20 protein-coding genes are annotated in these 17,720 nt (G+C 59.4%); 12 read left to right on the top strand and 8 right to left on the bottom strand.

Features of this window, described 5'->3' with window-relative positions:
- Positions 1-37 precede the first annotated feature (37 nt).
- The 6 genes from hisB (at position 38) to QRN20_RS23145 (ending at position 4,047) form a co-directional block, all read left to right on the top strand.
- A complete protein-coding gene (gene hisB, locus QRN20_RS23170; RefSeq protein ID WP_004883084.1) occupies positions 38-631 on the top strand; it encodes an imidazoleglycerol-phosphate dehydratase HisB in 594 nt (197 codons plus the stop codon).
- Positions 631-1,269, top strand: a complete 639-nt coding sequence (gene hisH, locus QRN20_RS23165) for an imidazole glycerol phosphate synthase subunit HisH (protein ID WP_004883085.1) — start codon at positions 631-633, stop codon at positions 1,267-1,269. The genes hisB and hisH overlap by 1 nt, the downstream gene beginning before the upstream one ends.
- 5 nt (positions 1,270-1,274) lie before the next feature.
- Positions 1,275-1,535 carry a DUF2164 domain-containing protein gene (locus tag QRN20_RS23160; RefSeq protein ID WP_069143216.1) on the top strand — a complete coding sequence of 87 codons (261 nt, stop codon included), beginning with the start codon at positions 1,275-1,277 and terminating at the stop codon, positions 1,533-1,535.
- A 23-nt stretch (positions 1,536-1,558) separates the two neighbouring features.
- On the top strand, positions 1,559-2,296 hold the full coding sequence (gene hisA / locus QRN20_RS23155) for a 1-(5-phosphoribosyl)-5-[(5-phosphoribosylamino)methylideneamino]imidazole-4-carboxamide isomerase (protein WP_057409562.1): 738 nt from the start codon (positions 1,559-1,561) through the stop codon (positions 2,294-2,296).
- Between the two features lie 35 nt (positions 2,297-2,331).
- A complete protein-coding gene (hisF, locus tag QRN20_RS23150) occupies positions 2,332-3,102 on the top strand; it encodes an imidazole glycerol phosphate synthase subunit HisF (RefSeq protein WP_122428848.1) in 771 nt (256 codons plus the stop codon).
- Positions 3,103-3,291: 189 nt separating this feature from the next.
- Positions 3,292-4,047: a substrate-binding periplasmic protein gene (locus QRN20_RS23145; RefSeq protein ID WP_029243877.1), complete on the top strand. Its 756-nt coding sequence runs from the start codon at positions 3,292-3,294 to the stop codon at positions 4,045-4,047.
- Between the two features lie 3 nt (positions 4,048-4,050).
- On the opposite strand, the gene QRN20_RS23140 is transcribed toward QRN20_RS23145, so the two are convergent.
- From QRN20_RS23140 to gpmI, 4 genes are all read right to left on the bottom strand, one after another.
- On the bottom strand, positions 4,051-4,833 hold the full coding sequence (locus QRN20_RS23140) for a divergent polysaccharide deacetylase family protein (protein WP_285361305.1): 783 nt from the start codon (positions 4,831-4,833) through the stop codon (positions 4,051-4,053).
- Between the two features lie 3 nt (positions 4,834-4,836).
- Complete coding sequence (locus QRN20_RS23135; protein ID WP_025993337.1) at positions 4,837-6,168, bottom strand: S41 family peptidase; 1,332 nt, start codon at positions 6,166-6,168, stop codon at positions 4,837-4,839.
- A gap of 33 nt (positions 6,169-6,201) precedes the next feature.
- Positions 6,202-7,512, bottom strand: a complete 1,311-nt coding sequence (locus QRN20_RS23130; RefSeq protein ID WP_004883095.1) for a murein hydrolase activator EnvC family protein — start codon at positions 7,510-7,512, stop codon at positions 6,202-6,204.
- 153 nt (positions 7,513-7,665) lie between these two features.
- The gene (gene gpmI, locus QRN20_RS23125; RefSeq protein ID WP_025993335.1) at positions 7,666-9,198 is read right to left on the bottom strand and encodes a 2,3-bisphosphoglycerate-independent phosphoglycerate mutase; all 1,533 of its coding nucleotides are present in this window, start codon (positions 9,196-9,198) and stop codon (positions 7,666-7,668) included.
- 145 nt (positions 9,199-9,343) lie between these two features.
- Here gpmI and QRN20_RS23120 point away from each other — a divergent pair, with 145 nt between their 5' ends.
- The 3 genes from QRN20_RS23120 to secB are packed head-to-tail and all read left to right on the top strand — an operon-like array spanning position 9,344 to position 10,541.
- Positions 9,344-9,757, top strand: coding sequence for a rhodanese-like domain-containing protein (locus QRN20_RS23120; RefSeq protein WP_004883098.1), 414 nt, complete (start codon positions 9,344-9,346; stop codon positions 9,755-9,757).
- Positions 9,758-9,759: 2 nt separating this feature from the next.
- Positions 9,760-10,011, top strand: coding sequence for a glutaredoxin 3 (gene grxC / locus QRN20_RS23115; protein WP_029243875.1), 252 nt, complete (start codon positions 9,760-9,762; stop codon positions 10,009-10,011).
- Positions 10,012-10,049: 38 nt separating this feature from the next.
- Positions 10,050-10,541 carry a protein-export chaperone SecB gene (gene secB / locus QRN20_RS23110; protein WP_004883102.1) on the top strand — a complete coding sequence of 164 codons (492 nt, stop codon included), beginning with the start codon at positions 10,050-10,052 and terminating at the stop codon, positions 10,539-10,541.
- A 156-nt stretch (positions 10,542-10,697) separates the two neighbouring features.
- Here secB and QRN20_RS23105 read toward each other — a convergent pair whose 3' ends face one another.
- The gene (locus QRN20_RS23105; RefSeq protein ID WP_025993333.1) at positions 10,698-11,153 is read right to left on the bottom strand and encodes a tRNA (cytidine(34)-2'-O)-methyltransferase; all 456 of its coding nucleotides are present in this window, start codon (positions 11,151-11,153) and stop codon (positions 10,698-10,700) included.
- Between QRN20_RS23105 and QRN20_RS23100 the strand changes: the two genes are divergently transcribed.
- Entirely contained in the window at positions 11,152-11,592 is a 441-nt protein-coding gene (locus tag QRN20_RS23100) for a hypothetical protein (protein WP_029243874.1), read from the top strand. The two genes, QRN20_RS23105 and QRN20_RS23100, sit on opposite strands and share 2 nt — an antisense overlap.
- Before the next feature lie 278 nt (positions 11,593-11,870).
- Here QRN20_RS23100 and tauC read toward each other — a convergent pair whose 3' ends face one another.
- From tauC to tauA, 3 genes are read right to left on the bottom strand one after another with little or no spacing between them, the layout of a single operon-like run.
- Entirely contained in the window at positions 11,871-12,701 is an 831-nt protein-coding gene (tauC, locus tag QRN20_RS23095) for a taurine ABC transporter permease TauC (RefSeq protein WP_029243873.1), read from the bottom strand.
- Entirely contained in the window at positions 12,698-13,483 is a 786-nt protein-coding gene (gene tauB / locus QRN20_RS23090; protein WP_029243872.1) for a taurine ABC transporter ATP-binding subunit, read from the bottom strand. Before tauB ends, tauC begins: the two co-directional genes overlap by 4 nt.
- Before the next feature lie 24 nt (positions 13,484-13,507).
- Positions 13,508-14,485 carry a taurine ABC transporter substrate-binding protein gene (gene tauA / locus QRN20_RS23085; RefSeq protein ID WP_029243871.1) on the bottom strand — a complete coding sequence of 326 codons (978 nt, stop codon included), beginning with the start codon at positions 14,483-14,485 and terminating at the stop codon, positions 13,508-13,510.
- A gap of 779 nt (positions 14,486-15,264) precedes the next feature.
- On the opposite strand from tauA, the gene QRN20_RS23080 reads away from it, so the two are divergent.
- Both QRN20_RS23080 and QRN20_RS23075 read left to right on the top strand, forming a co-directional pair.
- Positions 15,265-16,617: an OprD family porin gene (locus tag QRN20_RS23080; protein ID WP_029243870.1), complete on the top strand. Its 1,353-nt coding sequence runs from the start codon at positions 15,265-15,267 to the stop codon at positions 16,615-16,617.
- Positions 16,618-16,786: 169 nt separating this feature from the next.
- Entirely contained in the window at positions 16,787-17,425 is a 639-nt protein-coding gene (locus tag QRN20_RS23075; RefSeq protein ID WP_122415802.1) for a peroxiredoxin, read from the top strand.
- Positions 17,426-17,720 lie beyond the last annotated feature (295 nt).

Genomic DNA, 17,720 nt, shown 5'->3' with positions numbered 1-17,720 from the left:
ATCGCCTTTTTCGCCCAATGATTTTGCGGAGCTGGTGATGGCCGAACGTAAGGCTTACGTCGAGCGCAATACTCTGGAAACCCAGATCAAAGCCTCGATCAACCTGGATGGCACCGGAAAGGCCCGATTTGATATCGGCGTGCCTTTCCTTGAGCACATGCTCGACCAGATCGCCCGGCACGGGCTGATCGACCTGGACATCGAGTGCAAGGGCGACCTGGAAATCGACGATCACCATACGGTGGAAGACGTCGGTATCACGGTGGGTCAGGCATTCAGTCAGGCCATTGGCGACAAGAAAGGCATTCGCCGTTACGGCCATGCCTACGTGCCGCTCGATGAAGCGCTGTCGCGTGTGGTCATCGACTTCTCGGGCCGTCCCGGCCTGCAGATGCATGTGCCGTACACCCGTGCAACCGTCGGTGGCTTCGACGTCGACCTGTTCCAGGAATTCTTCCAGGGCTTCGTCAACCACGCCAACGTGACGCTGCACATCGACAACCTGCGTGGCCACAACACTCACCACCAGATCGAAACGGTCTTCAAGGCCTTCGGCCGTGCCCTGCGCATGGCGGTCGAGCTGGATGAGCGCATGGCCGGACAGATGCCTTCCACCAAGGGTGTTCTCTGATGCAGACAGTTGCGGTCATCGATTACGGCATGGGCAACCTGCACTCGGTCGCCAAGGCCCTGGAGCACGTTGGCGCAGGCCGTGTGCTGATCACCAGCGACGCCGATGTGATTCGTGAAGCCGACCGTGTGGTGTTTCCGGGTGTGGGGGCGATTCGCGACTGCATGGCCGAAATCCGCCGTCTGGGCTTTGACTCGCTGGTGCAGGAAGTCAGCAAGGACCGTCCGTTTCTGGGTATCTGCGTCGGCATGCAGGCGTTGCTCGACAGCAGCGAAGAGAGCGACGGTGTGGACTGCATCGGCATGTTTCCCGGTCAGGTGAAGTTCTTTGGCAAGGACCTGCATGAAGACGGCGAGCACCTGAAAGTGCCGCACATGGGCTGGAATCAGGTCACTCAGTCGGTCGATCACCCGCTGTGGCACGACATCCCCGATCTGGCGCGTTTCTACTTCGTCCATAGCTACTACATCGACGCCGTCAATCAGCGTCAGGTGGTGGGCCGTGGCCGTTACGGCATCGACTTCGCTGCAGCGCTCGCCGACGGTTCGCGCTTTGCCGTGCAGTTCCACCCGGAGAAGAGCCATACCCATGGCCTGCAGTTGCTGCAGAACTTCGCGGCGTGGGACGGTCGCTGGTAATCGACATGAGCAAAACCAAGGCCAAGCCACCCATCCTGACCCTCTCGCCCGAGCATGAGCAGCAGGCGATCGACAAGCTCAAGCGTCTGTTTGCAGACCGTTTCGAGCTGGAGCTGGGGTCGTTCGAGGTGGCCGAGGTGCTTGAGCTGTTCACGCGCGAGATTGCCCCGCATTACTACAATCGAGCCATTTTCGATGTTCAGCAGCACCTCAAGGAGAGGTTCGAGAGCATCGAAAGTGACCTGTGGGCGCTCGAGAAAAACTAACTTCCGGACAAGTAGGTTCCCCGATGCTGATTATCCCCGCTATCGACCTTAAAGACGGCGCCTGCGTGCGCCTGCGTCAGGGCCGCATGGAAGATTCCACGGTGTTCTCCGATGATCCGGTGGCCATGGCCGCCAAGTGGGTCGAAGGTGGCTGCCGCCGTCTGCATCTGGTTGATCTCAACGGCGCGTTCGAAGGCCAGCCGGTCAACGGTGACGTGGTCACCGCCATCGCGCGGCGCTACCCGAACCTGCCGATCCAGATCGGCGGCGGCATCCGTTCGCTGGAAACCATCGAGCATTACGTCAAGGCGGGCGTGAGCTACGTGATCATCGGCACCAAGGCAGTCAAAGAGCCCGAGTTCGTGGCCGAAGCCTGCCGCGCGTTCCCCGGCAAGGTGATTGTCGGCCTGGACGCCAAGGACGGTTTCGTCGCGACCGACGGCTGGGCTGAAGTCAGCTCGGTGCAGGTCATCGACCTGGCCAAGCGTTTTGAAGCCGATGGCGTATCGGCCATCGTGTACACCGACATCGCCAAAGACGGCATGATGCAGGGCTGCAACATCCCGTTCACCGCTGCACTGGCGGCGGCAACGCGGATTCCGGTCATCGCGTCGGGCGGCATCCATAACCTGGGTGACATCAAGGCGCTGCTTGATGCCAGGGCGCCGGGCATCATCGGTGCAATCACCGGTCGCGCCATCTACGAAGGCACGCTGGACGTCGCCGAGGCCCAGGCCTTGTGTGATCTGGAACAGCGCTGAGTCTGCGCTGGTTCAATTAACCGGAGATTGATCCTGTGGCCCTAGCCAAACGCATCATCCCTTGCCTGGACGTCGACAACGGTCGAGTGGTCAAGGGCGTCAAGTTCGAGAACATCCGCGACGCGGGGGATCCGGTAGAGATCGCTCGTCGCTACGATGAGCAGGGCGCCGACGAAATCACCTTTCTGGACATCACCGCCAGCGTCGATGGCCGTGACACCACGCTGCACACCGTCGAGCGCATGGCCAGTCAGGTATTCATCCCGCTGACCGTGGGCGGCGGCGTGCGTACCGTGCAGGACATCCGCAACCTGCTCAACGCCGGTGCCGACAAGGTATCGATCAACACCGCTGCTGTGTTCAACCCGGAGTTCGTCGGCGAAGCCGCTGCGCGTTTCGGTTCGCAGTGCATCGTGGTCGCCATCGACGCCAAGAAGGTTTCCGGACCGGGTGAAACGCCGCGCTGGGAAATCTTCACCCACGGCGGCCGCAAGCCGACCGGGCTGGACGCTGTGGTCTGGGCGAAGAAGATGGAAGAGCTGGGTGCGGGCGAAATCCTGCTGACCAGCATGGACCAGGATGGCATGAAGAACGGCTTCGACCTGGGCGTCACCCGCGCCATCAGTGATGCGCTGGGCATTCCGGTGATCGCCTCGGGCGGTGTCGGCAATCTGGAGCATCTGGCTGCTGGCGTGCTGGAAGGCCACGCCAGTGCCGTACTGGCCGCGAGTATTTTCCACTTCGGTGAATACACGGTGCCTGAAGCCAAGGCTTACATGACCAGCCGCGGTATCGTCATGCGCTGAGTTGTTGTGCATGAAGCGAGCGCTGTTGTTTCAAACCTCCGGGTTTGAGAGAGCAGCGCTCTTTTTCGTTTGGCACCCTGCTTTTGCTTCTGACTTATTGCCTGGAAGCGACATCCGATAGCACCGGGCTAGACACTGCCGCAGGTTCGCGGCACTCTGCCTCAGTCGTTCAAGATCGAGTGCCGGAACATGCTCAAACGTCTTTTTCTCGCACTGGTCGGAGCAGGGGTTCTGCTCAGCGAGGTTGCCCGGGCCGGCACCTCGCCTGCCTATTCAATGGTTCTGCTGACCGAAAACTACCCGCCTTACAACATGGCAGCGGATGGCAAGAATTTCGCTCAGGACAGCAACATCAATGGCATCGCCGTGGATGTGGTTCGCGAAATGTTCAAGCGTGCCGGTGTCGGCTACAACCTCACCCTGCGCTTTCCCTGGGAGCGTGTGTACAAGCTTGCGCTGGAGAAGCACGGCTATGGCGTGTTTTCTACGGTGCGTACGCCGGAGCGGGAAAACCTCTTCAAGTGGGTAGGACCCATCGGGCCGGTGGACTGGGTCCTGCTGGCACCGGCGAACAGCACGGTTGCGCTGTCGAGTCTGGAACAGGCCAGGGGTTATCGGATTGGCGCCTACAAGGGCGACGCGGTCGCCGAGCATCTGGCGCTCAAGGGGCTGGATCCGGTGGTGATGCTGCGCGATCAGGACAACGCTCGAAAGCTGGTCAACGGGCAGATCGATCTGTGGGCAACGGCTGATCCTGTAGGGCTTTATCTGGCCAAGCAGGAAGGCATCACCGATCTCAAGACCGTGCTGCGTTTCCATACCGCCGAGCTGTATCTGGCCTTGAACAAGGACACGCCGCAGGACGTAGTGGATCGCCTGCAGGCCGCGCTGGATAAGATGCGCGACGAAGGGCAATTGAAGAAAATCAACGACCGTTACCTGTAAAACCTAGCGATAGGTCCCGTCTTTGCCATGACCGGCCATGGCCTTGTTGCCACGCTGGCTGATCATCTCGCGCAATTCGATCCACTCGATGCCCTGCGCTTTCAGTTTGGGCAGTTCGCGCTCAAGCACGTCCAGCGTGACAGGGTAGGGATGACCAATCACCACCGCCGAGCCCTGCTTTTGCGCCAGCTTGATCGCCGTCTGTAATTGCCGGGTAATGGCCTCGGCCGTGCGCTCATCGTCAAGAAACACGTCGCGGGACACACTGGCCAGACCGATGCGTTGCGCCTGGGCGGCGGCGACGGTCTTGGCGCTGGTGCGGCTGTCAACGAAGAACATGTGCCGACGCTGCAACTCTTCCATCAACCACGCCATGGCAACCGGCTCTGCGGTCATGCGGCTGCCCATGTGGTTGTTGATGCCTGCTGCGTACGGCACCTTTAGCAGTGCGGCGTTCAGGCGGCTTTCGAGTTCCGGCAACGGCAGTTCGGGATGCCACGCATAGGGACCTGTTGCCGGGTCCATGGGCATGTGCAGCATCACGGTCCTGCGCGCGCGGTGCGCCTGTCTGGCGAATTCGGTGGCGTGAGGTGTGTCAGGCATGATCGCCAACGTAACCGGACCGGGAAGCGCCAGCGTGCGGCTGTCGCGCTCGGGGTTCTGGCCCAGGTCATCGATGATCAGGCTGAGGTAGGCTTTGGCCGGTTTTGCACGGGTCTCGACTGGCGCTGCGTGGGCAGCGCCAGTGATCGAGAATGCCAACAGCAGAAAGCAGAGAATACGCATCCGTCAGTTGCCGCGCGTAATACTCAACCCCTTGAGCAGGCTGAGGGCCTGGCTGAGCTGGAAGTCATCGTCCTGCGGACGCGCCTTGGCCGCCGCGCCGCCCTTGAGAGTCGGTTTGTCCGCGCCGCCGTTGCCGTTACCCAGGTGACCGAGCAGGTCGGCTTCCTTGTAGTTCTCGCCATCGACTTCGTTGGTGACCTTGGCACGACGCACCACGATGTCAGGATTGATGCCCTGTGCCTGAATAGACCGGCCATTTGGCGTGTAATACAGCGCCGTGGTGATCTTAAGTGCGCGATCGTTGTTCAGCGGCAGCACAGTTTGCACCGAGCCTTTGCCGAAACTGTCGGTGCCCATCAGGATGCCGCGTTTCTGATCCTGCAGCGCACCGGCGACGATTTCCGACGCCGAGGCGCTGCCGCCGTTGATCAGCACCACCAGAGGCACGCCTTCGCTGGCGTCTGCCGGGTCGGCCGAGAAGCGCAGCTCGGAGTTGGCGATGCGGCCCTTGGTGTAGACGATCAGGCCCTTGGTGAGGAAGTGGTCCGCCACCTGCACCGCCGACTGCAATACGCCGCCAGGGTTGTTGCGCAGGTCCAGAATCAGCCCGCTCATCTTCTTGCCGTTGTCCTTGCGCAGCTTGGCCAGCGCCTTACCCACTTCGTCGCCGGTCTTGACCTGGAACTGGGTGATGCGGATGTAGCCGTAGCCGTTCTCCAGCATCTGCGCCTTGACGCTCTTGACCTGAATGGTCGCGCGCGCCAGCGTCACGTCGAACGGCGTGCCGCCGTCGCGTACCAGCGTCAGGGTGATTTTCTCGCCGATCTTGCCGCGCATCTTGTCGACCGCTTCCTGCATGGTCTGACCCTGCGTCGGCGCGCCGTTGATCTTAACGATCAGGTCGCCGGCTTCGATGCCTGCCTTGGAGGCCGGGGTATCGTCGATAGGCGAAACCACTTTGACGAGGCCGTCTTCCACACCGACTTCAATGCCAAGGCCGCCGAATTCACCGCTGGTGCTTTCCTGCAGCTCCTGGAAGTCTTCCGGGCCGAGGTAGGCGGAGTGCGGGTCAAGGTTGCTGAGCATGCCTTTGATGGCGTTTTCCAGCAGGGTCTTGTCATCCACCGGCTCTACGTAGGCGGCCTTGACCCGATCCATGACCTCGGCAAACGTGCGCAGCTCTTCGAGCGGCAGCGGCGGCTTGGCGTTGGCATTGGCCGGAGCGACTGCTGCTGTCGGAGCTGGCGTGGTCTTTTCGGCAGCTTGCGCCAGCGGCGCGCCGATAACGATGGCAATCGCCATGGCCAGCGAGGTGAGGCGGGACAAATGCAGCATGTCTAACGAGCTCCTACTGATATTGGTGCCGACTTATCCTTGAGTGCGGCACCATTGGGCTGGATCGCTTGGGCGACCCTGCTGACGAATAGCAAAGTACAACGCTGATGTGTCCTGACCGCCGCTGTTGCCTACGGTGGAAATCGCTTCACCGGCTTTTACGATATCGCCTGCCGACTTGAGCAGGCTCTGATTGTGTCCATACAGACTCAAATAGCCATTACCATGGTCGAGAATGACCAGAAGCCCGGCGCCGCGCAACCAGTCAGCGAAAACCACTCGCCCTCCGTGCACGGCATGTACCTGACTTCCGGCCGAAGCGCTGATCATGACGCCGTCCCATTTGGTCCGCTCGTCATCACCTCGCGCTTCACCAAAGCGTGCAAGCAATCGACCATCGATGGGCCATGGAAGTTTTCCCTTGGCCTCTGCAAAAGGTCCGCCGTACGAAACACCGGCACTGGAAACCAGCGCGCCGGGGCTTTTGACCGGACGACGCGGAGCGGGTTCATCATCGGTTTTGCCGCTGTTGCGGGCGACGGCCTCGGCTTCACGTTGACGTTTCTCTTCTGCTTCCTTTGCCGCCAACAGGGCCTTCTGGCGTGCTTCTTCAGCTTCGCGGGCCTGTCGGGCCAGCGTCTCTTCGATGGTCTTCAGTACCTTGGCCAGATCGGCCTGGTCCTGCTGACGGGCCTGCAACTTCTGGTCGCGGGCCTTGTAGTCCTGATTGAGTTTAGCCAAAGCCTGCTGACGTTCCTGACGAACCTTGGCCAATTCTTCTGTCTGGCTGTCGAGGTTGCTCTTTTGAACCAGCAACTGCGCCTGCTGCAGGTCGATGTCTTTGCCGACGTTGGCCAGCTGACGCAGGGTTTCATTGAAGTTGCGTAGCTGCTCCAGGCGCGCCTGGCTCAGGTAGTCGTAATAGGTAAGGGTGCGGGCGAATTTTTCAGGGTGCTGCTGATTGAGCAACAGCTTGAGGTATTCCTGGCGGCCACTCTGGTAGGCGGCGCGGGCCTGAATGGCGATGAGGCGTTGCTGTTCAACCTTGGCGCTATTCAGTTTTTTTTTCTCACCGTCGAGCTTCGTCAGCTCGGCTTCGGTCTTTTTTAGTTCCTTTTGCAGGACCTCGACCTGCTTTTCCAGCTTGCCCATTTCCGTTTCGGTGGTGCGCAGGTCCTTCTGGACGCCTGTGCGTTCTTCCTGAACCTGTTTCAGGACTTTTTGCAGCTCAGCGACATCCTGACGCGCAGCGTCTATCTGTTTTTGGGTTTGCGCACGCTCGTCTTCGGCGAACGCCGGATTGAGCAGGCAGATCAGAACAAGGGCGATCAAGGCGCGAAGCATGAGGGTGGGCGATACCGAGGAATTGTGAGAAAAAGTGTCAGGCCTAGTATGCCCGGCATGGGGTACAAAAAAAACGCCCCGGTCGTACTGCTTTGGGGCCTGTAACACAAAAAACCGGCACCGCCTGATGGCCTTGTGCCGGTTTTCAGCCGATTACTCGTTCACAAGGATCGAGTGACCCGTCATCTCCTGCGGTTTCTCCATGCCCAGCAGGTGCAGCATGGTTGGCGCGACATCGGCCAGCACACCGCCCTCGCGGACTTTCAGCTGGCGTTTGCCGACATACACGAACGGTACGGGCTCGGACGTGTGCGCGGTGTGAGCCTGGCCGGTGTGATCATCGGTCATCTGCTCGACGTTGCCGTGGTCCGCGGTGATCAGTGCTTCGCCACCGACCTTTTCCAGCGCTTCAGTGATGCGGCCGACGCAGACGTCCAGGCACTCAACGGCCTTGATCGCCGCTTCCATGATGCCGCTGTGGCCGACCATGTCGCCGTTGGCGTAGTTGACGACGATCACGTCATAGCGCTGATGCTCGATAGCATCGACGATTTTGTCGGTCACTTCCGGCGCGCTCATTTCCGGCTGCAGGTCGTAGGTGGCCACTTTCGGCGATGGAATCAGGATGCGCTCTTCGCCCGGGAACGGTTCTTCGCGTCCACCGGAAAAGAAGAAGGTCACGTGGGCGTATTTCTCGGTCTCGGCGATGCGCAGTTGCGTCTTGCCGTTGTTGGCCAGGTATTCGCCCAGCACGTTCGTCAGGCTGCCTGCGGCAAACGCGGACGGCGCAGGAATGCTGGCGGCGTATTGAGTCAGCATCACGTAGTTGACCTTCGGCTGGCGGGCGCGCTCGAAGTCCTTGAAATCGTTTTCGACGAACACGCGGGTCAGTTCGCGGGCGCGGTCGGCACGGAAATTCATGAACACCACGGCGTCGCCGTCTTCGACTTTTGCCGGCTCACCAATGCGCGTGGCTTTGACGAACTCGTCGTTTTCATCACGGGCGTAGGCGGCTTCAAGCCCGGCCACGCCGCTGTCAGCGTGAAATTCGGCGGCGCTGTCGACGATCAGGTTGTAAGCGCTGGAGACACGGTCCCAACGGTTATCACGGTCCATGGCGAAATAGCGGCCGATGATCGTGGCGGTACGGCCCTTGCCCAGGCGGGCGAAGGTTTCATCCATCAGCTCAAGGGATTTCTTTGCGCTGCGCGGTGGCGTGTCGCGGCCGTCCAGAAACGCGTGCAGGTAGATCTTCTCGGCCCCGCGCTTGACGGCCAGCTCAGCCATGGCGACCAGATGGTCCTGGTGGCTGTGAACGCCGCCATCGGACAGCAGGCCCATGATGTGCACGGCCTTGCCAGCGGCAACCGCCTTGTCCACGGCGGCGCAGATGGTCGGGTTCTCGAAGAACTCGCCGTCGCGAATGGCCTTGGTCACTCGAGTGAAATCCTGATACACCACGCGCCCGGCACCCAGGTTCATGTGGCCGACTTCAGAATTGCCCATCTGCCCGTCCGGCAGACCGACATCCATGCCGGAACCTGAAATCAGGCCGTTGGGCATGGTCTTGTAGAGGCGATCCATGACTGGCATCTTCGCAGCCAGGATAGCGTTGCCTTCACGGTGTTCGCTGTGTCCGAAGCCGTCCAGGATGATAAGGACCAGAGGTTTTGGGGTGGCAGTCATAGAACCCACTCGAGGCTGGTTGGAATAAAGAACAAGGGATCGGCATTTTAAGGACAAGTTCAAACGGCGTCACTGCCGTACGGACTTTGGCCGACCTTGGGTGCTGTGTATACTGGCCGACATTTTAACGCCCTGGAACCTACCGATGGTTGCTCATCTGCTTGAATTCGCTACTAACCACTATTTGATCACCGGTGCCTTCGTCATTCTGTTGGGACTGCTGATCGCTTACGAACTGAGCAAAGGCGGCGCGAGCCTGAGCACCCGCGAGCTGACCGCACTGGTCAACAGCGACCAGGGCGTGGTCATTGACGTGCGCTCCAAGAAGGATTTCGCCAACGGCCACATCGTCGGCTCCCTGAACTTTCCGCAGGACAAAGTGCTGACCCGCACCGCAGAACTGCAGAAATACAAGGACAAGACGTTGATCATCGTCGACGCAATGGGGCAGCATGCTGGCAGCACCGCCCGCGAGCTGCTCAAGACCGGCTTCAAGGCGGCCAAGCTGTCCGGCGGTATCTCGACCTGGCGCGGCGACAATCTCCCACTGGTGAAATGAAAATGGCTCAAGTCATCGTCTATTCCAGCGACTACTGCCCGTATTGCATACGGGCCAAGCAGTTGTTGCAGAGCAAGAGTGTGGCCTTCGAGGAAATCAGGGTCGATGGCAAGCCGCAGGTTCGTGCCGAGATGACCAAAAAGGCCGGTCGTACTTCGGTACCCCAGATCTGGATCGGCTCGACCCACGTGGGCGGCTGTGATGATCTGTTCGCTCTGGAACGCGCCGGCAAGCTCGATGCGCTGCTCGGCTGATTCCCCTATTTAACCGCCCCATTTGAGAAGGATCCGAAATGACCGATCAACCGAACAACGGCGCCGTGGCCAACGAAGAAGAAAACGCTCCGCAATTCTCCCTGCAGCGTATCTATGTTCGCGACCTGTCTTTCGAAGCACCGAAAAGCCCGGCGATCTTCCGCCAGGAATGGACCCCGACTGTCAGCCTCGACCTCAACACCCGTCAGAAGCCGCTGGAAGGCGACTTCTACGAAGTGGTGCTGACCCTGTCCGTGACCGTCAACAACGGTGACGAAGTCGCCTTCATCGTTGAAGTGCAACAGGCCGGTATCTTCCTGATCAAGGGCCTGGACGACGCGTCGATGAGCCACACCCTTGGCGCGTTCTGCCCGAACATCCTGTTCCCTTACGCTCGCGAAGCCATCGACAACCTGGTTGTCCGCGGTTCGTTCCCTGCGCTGATGCTGGCCCCGGTGAACTTCGACGCGCTGTACGCACAGGAACTGCAACGCATGCAGGAAGCCGGCGAAACGCCGACCGTTCAGTAAGCGTTACGGTTGAATGTAAAAAAGCGCCTTTCGGGGCGCTTTTTTTTGATGACCGCAGCGTGAGATGAAGCAAAGCATCGGCACAATCAGATCTGGATCGTTCCCACGCTCCAGCGTGGTAACGCCTCTCAGGACGCTCCGCGTCCGCCTGAGGCGCTACGCAAACCCATGCTGCCGCCACGCTTCGTAAACTGCCACGGCGACGGTGTTGGACAGGTTCAGGCTGCGGCAGCCTTCGCGCATCGGCAGGCGCAGGCGGTGGTCGCCGCTCAGCGAGTCGAGAATATCGGCAGGCAGGCCCCGGCTTTCCGGACCGAACAGAAACGCATCGCCCGGCTCGAAACTGACATCATGAAACGGCCGCGAGCCCTTGGTGGTGAAGGCGAACAGCCGTGGGTTGCCGATCTTTTCCAGACAACCGGGCAGGTCGGCGTGCGTCTGCAGCGTGGCATACTCGTGATAGTCGAGACCCGCCCGGCGCAGGCGTTTATCGTCCAGCTCGAAACCCAACGGTTCGATCAAATGCAGGGTGCAGCCACTGTTGGCGCACAGCCTGATGACATTGCCGGTATTCGGCGGAATTTCTGGTTGAAAAAGGATGACGTGAAACATGCACGGCTCCGAACAAAATGACGGGATGCATTCTACCCCTGAAGCGGACCCCAGACCGAAGCTATGGCCGCGTGTTCTTGGTTCGATGGCCATTGTCGGCTTCACCATCGGCACAATCATCGGTCGCCTGCAGCAACCTGTGCCGGTTGAACTGGAGCAGATTGAAGAGCTGCCAACGGGTCTGGCGCTGTGGTTCGACGAAGAGCCCCGCTATGAGGGCAGGACGGTAGACGGCGCAGTAGTGCTCAGGCTCGATGCTTCAGGACGGCCGTGGAGCGGCCAATTGCGATTCGACAGCAAGGTTGCGCGCTGGAAGCTGGAACGAGGGGAGAAAGGGTTGGTGCTGACGCTCCTGGCGGCCCGTCCACTTCAGGGCGACTGGCGCACTGAGAAGGTTGACGGGCGCTGGAGACTGGAGGTCAGTCTCCGGGAGGAATAAAAGAGGGGATTCCCCGGCCTGCCTGTACCAAGGTCCCCAAAACTGGTGATGTAATACCTATTGCAGGCAGCGTGCCAGTTTTGAGAAAGCAGCGATAAAACCCGTGTTAATCCTTCGAAAGCCCTCGTTTGGCGGGTTCTGAATAATCCGATAATGGTCGCCGAGTCTTTCAGCTGCTCCGGCCGTGCAGCCCGCCGCCCCTATTTATGCACCCAATTTGCGCATCACAACGGTGCCCCACACCAAGCTGATGCAATTTGTGTCCAGAACCTGCCGAATCAGTGATGCTGCCCGTGCCAAGGCACCAGCCGGCGTTGCAGTGCCCGCAGGCTCAGTTCCATGGCGAAGGCGATGATGGCGATGACCAGAATGCCCAGCACTACGACATCGGTGACCAGAAACTGCGCCGCCGACTGCACCATGAACCCCAGCCCGCTGGTGGCGGCGATGAGTTCGGCGGCCACCAGTGTCGACCAGCCCACGCCGAGCCCGATGCGAATACCGGTCAGGATGTCCGGCAGCGCGCTGGGCAGGATGACGTGCCGAATCAGCTGCCAGCGTGTGGCGCCCAGCGATTGCGCGGCACGCACTCTGGTCGGATCGACCGTGCGTACGCCGGTTGCAGTAGCAATCGCGATGGGTGCGAAGATCGCCAGATAAATCAGCAGCACTTTGGAAAACTCACCGATGCCGAACCAGATCACGATCAGCGGCAGATAGGCCAGCGGCGGGATAGGGCGGTAGAACTCGATCAGCGGATCCAGAATACCTTGCGCGATGCGGTTGTGGCCGATGGCAATCCCCACCGGAATCGCCGTCAGGATCGCTGCGCCCAGACCCATGCCGATGCGTTGCAGGCTGGCGCCCAGATGCTGCCAGAGCGTGGAATCCATGTAGCCCTTGGTCAGCAGCAGCCAGGCTTTTTCCAGTACGGCCGAGGGCGGCGGCAAGAACAATGGCTCGATCCATTCGGCCGCAGTCACGGCCCACCACAGTGCCAGCAGCACCACGAGGGTCACAACGCTAATAGCGCGAGTGCTCAGGTATAAGCGCGGCCTGCGTGCCGAAATACCGGGTTCGATCGGGTTGCTCAGTTCATAACTGTTCATGCCTGCTGCTCCCGGGCGCGTTGCGAGAACACGCTGGCCAGCACGTGCTCGCGGGTATCGATAAAGCGCGCATCGGATTTGATCGCCCGTGCGGACTCTCCAGAGCTGTAACGCTGGCCGAAGTCCAGACGCAGGTGTTCGGCGATGCGTCCAGGATTGGGCGCGAGCAGGATCAGGTCCGTGGCCAGAAAAACCGCTTCTTCTATGTCGTGGGTGATCAGGAAAACAGGCTTGGCCGTGCGTCGCCACACCTGTAGCAACAACTCCTGCATGTTTTCGCGTGTGAAGGCGTCCAGTGCGCCAAACGGCTCGTCCATCAACAGTACTCGCGGGTCCGCAGCCAGCGCGCGTGCCAGACCCACACGCTGGCGTTGTCCGCCGGACAGTTGCCAGATGCGCCGTCGTTCAAAGCCGCTCAGGTCCACCAGCGCGAGCATGTCCCGCGCCTTCGCTTCCCGGTCGGCCCGCCCTACGCCTGCCAGCTCAAGACCAAAAGCGACGTTGGCCAGCACGTCCTGCCAGGGCAGTAAGGCATCGTCCTGAAACACGACGCCGCGTTCGGCGCCTGGCCCTTCAACGTCTTTGCCGTCTAGCGTGATGCGTCCGGTGGCGGGCTTGATGAAGCCTGCTATCAGGTTCAGCAACGAAGTCTTGCCGCTGCCGGATGGCCCAAGCGCCACCAGCAATTGCTCGGGGCCGAGGCTCAGGTTGATGTCCGTCAGTACGGGCTGTGCTGCGCCGGGATACCGTGCGCCGATGCGCTCAAGCTTCAATAAGGCCATGGCTCTTGGCTCCTTCCGGGTCGGTCAGCGAGGGATAAATGTGTCCGTCACGTAAGGTGAGTAATCAGGCAGCACGGCGTCGACCTTGCCTTGCTCCTTGAGAAAGGCGGCGGTTTTGGTCACGGCTTCGATGGTGGGCGCGCCGAGCAGCGCGATCTGGTCTGCGGCCAGCGGATAAACGTTGCCTTGCAGCAGGCCCGGGATGTCTGCGGCCTTGGCACCGGAAAGGCGGGTCAGCTTGTCGATGTTGGAGGCGTTGGCGATCCAGGCACCAGGGTCCTGGCGGTAGTTGGCGTAAGCGTCGAGCGTCACCTTGGCGAAGGCGCTGACTACGTCAGGATGCTTGGCGGCGAAGTCTTTCCGCACGATCCAGGCATCGAAGGTCGGCGCCCCGACCTTCGCCAGTTCGCCGGAGGTGATGAGTACCTTGCCGGTTTCCTTGGCGACACCCAATGCAGGGTCCCACACATAGGTGGCGTCAATGTCGCCACGTTTCCATGCCGCAGCGATGGCGGGCGGAGCCAGGTTCAGAATCGTCACCTTGGCAGGATCGATGTTCCAGTGCTTGAGCGCAGCCAGCAGGCTGTAGTGCCCGGTGGACACGAACGGCACGGCGACTTTCTTGCCGATCAGGTCCTGGGGCGAAGTGATCCCCGACCCGTTGCGCGCCACCAGTGCTTCTGCGGCACCGATCTGGGTAGCGATCAGGAACGTCTCCACCGGCAGCTTGCGGGTGGCGGCTGCTGTGAACGGGCTAGAGCCCAGATAGCCGATCTGTACATCGCCGGAAGCAATCGCGGTGATCACGTCAGCGCCATTTTCGAACTTGCGCCAGGCTATTTTCGAATCAGTGGCTTTTTCATAGGCATTGTCGGATTGCGCCACTTTGGCCGGGTCAACCGTGGTCTGGTAAGCCACGGTAAAGTCAGCCGCCTGGGCGATAAACGCCGCGCCTGTCAGTGATAACGCCGTTAACAGGCGCAAGGAAAAGTGCAGTTTCATGGGTTGCTCCGAGTCAAGCGGGCCGGGGGGCTGGCTGATCTGGAGCCTAAATGATCTAAGAATTTCTAAATAAATAACTTTTGAGCATTAGCTTAGAAACGGTTTTTGTCTCTTTTTTGAGAATGCAAAACGGGCAATCCGCACATTCACGTCTATTCTGCATCTGCCAACTGGCTCACATCGCTGGCGCAAGACAGTAAAACGGGCGATTTGTTCACGCATGCGCCCCTGTCGGAAGTGGTTCACGAAGCAAAACCGACCTTTTTATGGCCTGAAAAACCATTCTTCAAAAAATATTTGAGGCAGGGGAGCGTGCGTCTGCGCAGTGATGACAACTGTAACATTTGATCCCTATTCTCTCCGAAGCTCCCGGCCTACAAGGGTTTTAGGCGAGATGGCCTAATGCCGCTTGCGGGGCGGGCGTGACCGGCGGGTCTTGAACTGGCCATTTGGTTGCACGAAACAGAGCGATCTGACGAGCGGTAGCAAAATATATTTTGTGAATTAGCGAATTAGGTCGATACACTCCGTGACGTCGTGATTGACACGAGTTGTGACATATGCCGAAAAGTTATTGATGGGGGTTAATTGATTCCTTTCTGATCTTCAGGGTTTTCACTACCGTCCAGCCACCGACATGCGCGGTCTAGTCATGCAGTCGGGGTGCACAGAAACCATTGACCTCAAGGTCGGGCCTGTCACCTGCGCGAATCCATGGGTCAGGGCAAAAATGCCCGGCACCGTGGAAATAAAAAATTAGATTCACGAGGAGCGTTGCAATGAAGAAGTCCACCCTGGCCCTGGCCGTAACCGTTGGTGTATTGGCGCAACAGGCCGGTGCAGCTGGTTTCATCGAAGACAGTAAAGCGTCCGTCAGTTCTCGTACTCTGTATTTCAACAACGATCTGCGTGAAGGCCGTCGTGCTCCAGATCAGCGTGAAACCGCTACCGGCCTGAAGTTCGACTACCTGTCGGGCTACACACAAGGCACCGTTGGTTTCGGTCTTGATGCACAGGCAGTTATGGGTCTGCATCTGGGTGGTGGCATTCAGCACCACAACGCGACCACGGCCAACACCGTTGTTCCGACCGACACTGACGGCTCTTCTGTCAGCGACTGGAGCCGTGCCGGCGCCAACGCCAAGGTCCGCTTCTCCAAGACCGAGTTGAAAGTGGGTAACGCTCTCGCGCCTAACCTGCCGATTCTGGTCAGCAACGATGGCCGTCTGTTGCCGCAAGCCTTCCAGGGCGGCATCGTGACCTCCAAGGATCTGGACAATGTGACCTTCACTGCTGGTCAGTTGAGCAAATCCATTGGCCGTGCTTCGAGCAACTGGACTGACTTGTCCGTAGCCGGTGCTGCCAAGACCAGCGACGAGTTCCGCTTTGCCGGTGCCGACTGGAAAGTCACCAAAGACCTGACCCTGCAGTACTACTACGCCAATCTGGAAGACTTCTACAAGCAGCACTTCCTGGGCCTGGTTCACGTCTACCAGATCAACGACAACCAGTCCTTCAAGACTGACCTGCGCTATTTCAACAGCAGCGCTGATGGCAAGAACAGCAGCAACACCTCTGGCTATAGCTTCAACAACAACGGTGGCTATGCCAAGACTCCGGGCGAAGTTGATAACCAGACCTGGTCTGCAATGTTCACCTACTCTCTGGGCGGCCACGCACTCATGGTTGGTCACCAGCAGGTAGGCGACGATGGCGGCATGGTTTACCTCGGCCAAGGCAACGTTCGTAAGAACAACGGCGTTGGCAGCCTGGAAGGTAACGGTGGCTCCAGCTTCTACCTGTTCACTGACTCGATGATCAACGGCTTCAACCGCGCGGGTGAAAACACCACGTTCGGTCAGTACTCGTTCGACTTCGCCAAGGTTGGTGTTCCAGGCCTGAAAGCTGCCATTGCCTACCTGAGCGGTGATGACATCCGTGACGTGAACCGTGCTCGTGACTCTCACTCCGAGTGGGAACGCGACATGCGTGTTGACTACGTCATCCAGAGCGGTCCACTCAAGGGCTTCGGCACTACTCTGCGTCACGGTACTTTCCGCGGCGACAGCGCAACCACTGCTGACACCGATCAGACCCGTCTGATCTTCAACTACACCTACAACTTCATGTAAGTGTACTGAGTGTCAAAGAAACCCCGCCCCGTGCGGGGTTTCTTTTACCTGTTTTTTGATATTCGTTATCGATCTAATCAAAGCGATATCCATTCTTTTTAATTTACTTCAACGACAGGCAGAGTGGTCTTGACTGAAAGACTCAATCGAACAAGACAGGAGCCACACCATGACACTGCGACTTGGCGATATCGCCCCCGACTTCGAACAGGACTCCAGCGAAGGCCGTATACGCTTTCATGAGTGGCTGGGCGACAGCTGGGGTGTGTTGTTTTCCCATCCCGCAGACTTCACGCCGGTCTGCACCACTGAGCTGGGCTTCACTGCCAAATTGAAGGACGAGTTTGCCAGGCGCGGCGTCAAGGCCATTGCGCTGTCGGTGGACCAGGTGGACTCGCACGTCAAATGGATCGACGACATCAACACCACACAGAACACCCAGGTCAATTTCCCGATTCTGGCTGACGCGGACCGTAAGGTGTCCGACCTGTACGACCTTATTCATCCCAATGCCAGCGACACCCTCACCGTACGCTCGCTGTTCGTGATCGATCCGAACAAGAAGGTGCGTCTGACCATTACGTATCCCGCCAGCACCGGGCGTAATTTCCACGAGATTCTGCGGGTCATCGACTCCCTGCAATTGACCGACAACTACAAGGTCGCCACGCCCGCTAACTGGGTGGATGGTGAGGACGTAGTGATCGTGCCGTCGATCAAGGACGAGGAAGAGATCAGGCAGCGCTTTCCCAAGGGCTATAAGGCCGTCACGCCATATCTGCGCCTGACGCCTCAGCCGAATCGTTGACTCCTGATTCACCAAGCGTGGGGTATTCGGGCCGATTTATCGGCCCTTTTTTATCGGCGGTTTTTGAGGACAGTCATGTTCGATGCCCCTGTGTTCACTTGGAAATGTGACGCGCAGCGTCACGGGCTGCATACCCACGCTCCGCGCTCATCGTTATACACAAGTCCGCAAGACGCGCAAAACGGGGGCCTAAACGAAAGTGACTGACTGAATGCATACCCCGTGGGAGGCGGCTTGCCAGCGATGGCGTCCGTTCAGTCACTGATAGGTCGCTTCAGAAAAAGCATCGCCGGCA

The organism is Pseudomonas sp. fls2-241-TYG-175 (genome assembly GCF_030209155.1).
GTDB lineage: Bacteria > Pseudomonadota > Gammaproteobacteria > Pseudomonadales > Pseudomonadaceae > Aquipseudomonas > Aquipseudomonas viridiflava.
Note: the sequence above shows the minus strand (reverse complement) of the source record. Positions and strands in the feature narration are given on the sequence as shown.

Bases quoted from the DNA above. Each gene is read 5' to 3' on its own strand.
- QRN20_RS23105 (WP_025993333.1), bottom strand. From the start codon at position 11,153: ATGTTTCACGTCATCCTTTTTCAACCAGAAATTCCGCCGAATACCGGC.
- QRN20_RS23080 (WP_029243870.1), top strand. From the start codon at position 15,265: ATGAAGAAGTCCACCCTGGCCCTGGCCGTAACCGTTGGTGTATTGGCG.
- tauC (WP_029243873.1), bottom strand. From the start codon at position 12,701: ATGAACAGTTATGAACTGAGCAACCCGATCGAACCCGGTATTTCGGCA.
- tauA (WP_029243871.1), bottom strand. From the start codon at position 14,485: ATGAAACTGCACTTTTCCTTGCGCCTGTTAACGGCGTTATCACTGACA.
- hisH (WP_004883085.1), top strand. From the start codon at position 631: ATGCAGACAGTTGCGGTCATCGATTACGGCATGGGCAACCTGCACTCG.
- QRN20_RS23130 (WP_004883095.1), bottom strand. From the start codon at position 7,512: ATGCTTCGCGCCTTGATCGCCCTTGTTCTGATCTGCCTGCTCAATCCG.
- secB (WP_004883102.1), top strand. From the start codon at position 10,050: ATGACCGATCAACCGAACAACGGCGCCGTGGCCAACGAAGAAGAAAAC.
- hisA (WP_057409562.1), top strand. From the start codon at position 1,559: ATGCTGATTATCCCCGCTATCGACCTTAAAGACGGCGCCTGCGTGCGC.
- QRN20_RS23145 (WP_029243877.1), top strand. From the start codon at position 3,292: ATGCTCAAACGTCTTTTTCTCGCACTGGTCGGAGCAGGGGTTCTGCTC.
- grxC (WP_029243875.1), top strand. From the start codon at position 9,760: ATGGCTCAAGTCATCGTCTATTCCAGCGACTACTGCCCGTATTGCATA.
- gpmI (WP_025993335.1), bottom strand. From the start codon at position 9,198: ATGACTGCCACCCCAAAACCTCTGGTCCTTATCATCCTGGACGGCTTC.
- hisB (WP_004883084.1), top strand. From the start codon at position 38: ATGGCCGAACGTAAGGCTTACGTCGAGCGCAATACTCTGGAAACCCAG.
- QRN20_RS23075 (WP_122415802.1), top strand. From the start codon at position 16,787: ATGACACTGCGACTTGGCGATATCGCCCCCGACTTCGAACAGGACTCC.
- QRN20_RS23120 (WP_004883098.1), top strand. From the start codon at position 9,344: ATGGTTGCTCATCTGCTTGAATTCGCTACTAACCACTATTTGATCACC.
- tauB (WP_029243872.1), bottom strand. From the start codon at position 13,483: ATGGCCTTATTGAAGCTTGAGCGCATCGGCGCACGGTATCCCGGCGCA.
- QRN20_RS23140 (WP_285361305.1), bottom strand. From the start codon at position 4,833: ATGCGTATTCTCTGCTTTCTGCTGTTGGCATTCTCGATCACTGGCGCT.
- QRN20_RS23135 (WP_025993337.1), bottom strand. From the start codon at position 6,168: ATGCTGCATTTGTCCCGCCTCACCTCGCTGGCCATGGCGATTGCCATC.
- QRN20_RS23160 (WP_069143216.1), top strand. From the start codon at position 1,275: ATGAGCAAAACCAAGGCCAAGCCACCCATCCTGACCCTCTCGCCCGAG.
- QRN20_RS23100 (WP_029243874.1), top strand. From the start codon at position 11,152: ATGCACGGCTCCGAACAAAATGACGGGATGCATTCTACCCCTGAAGCG.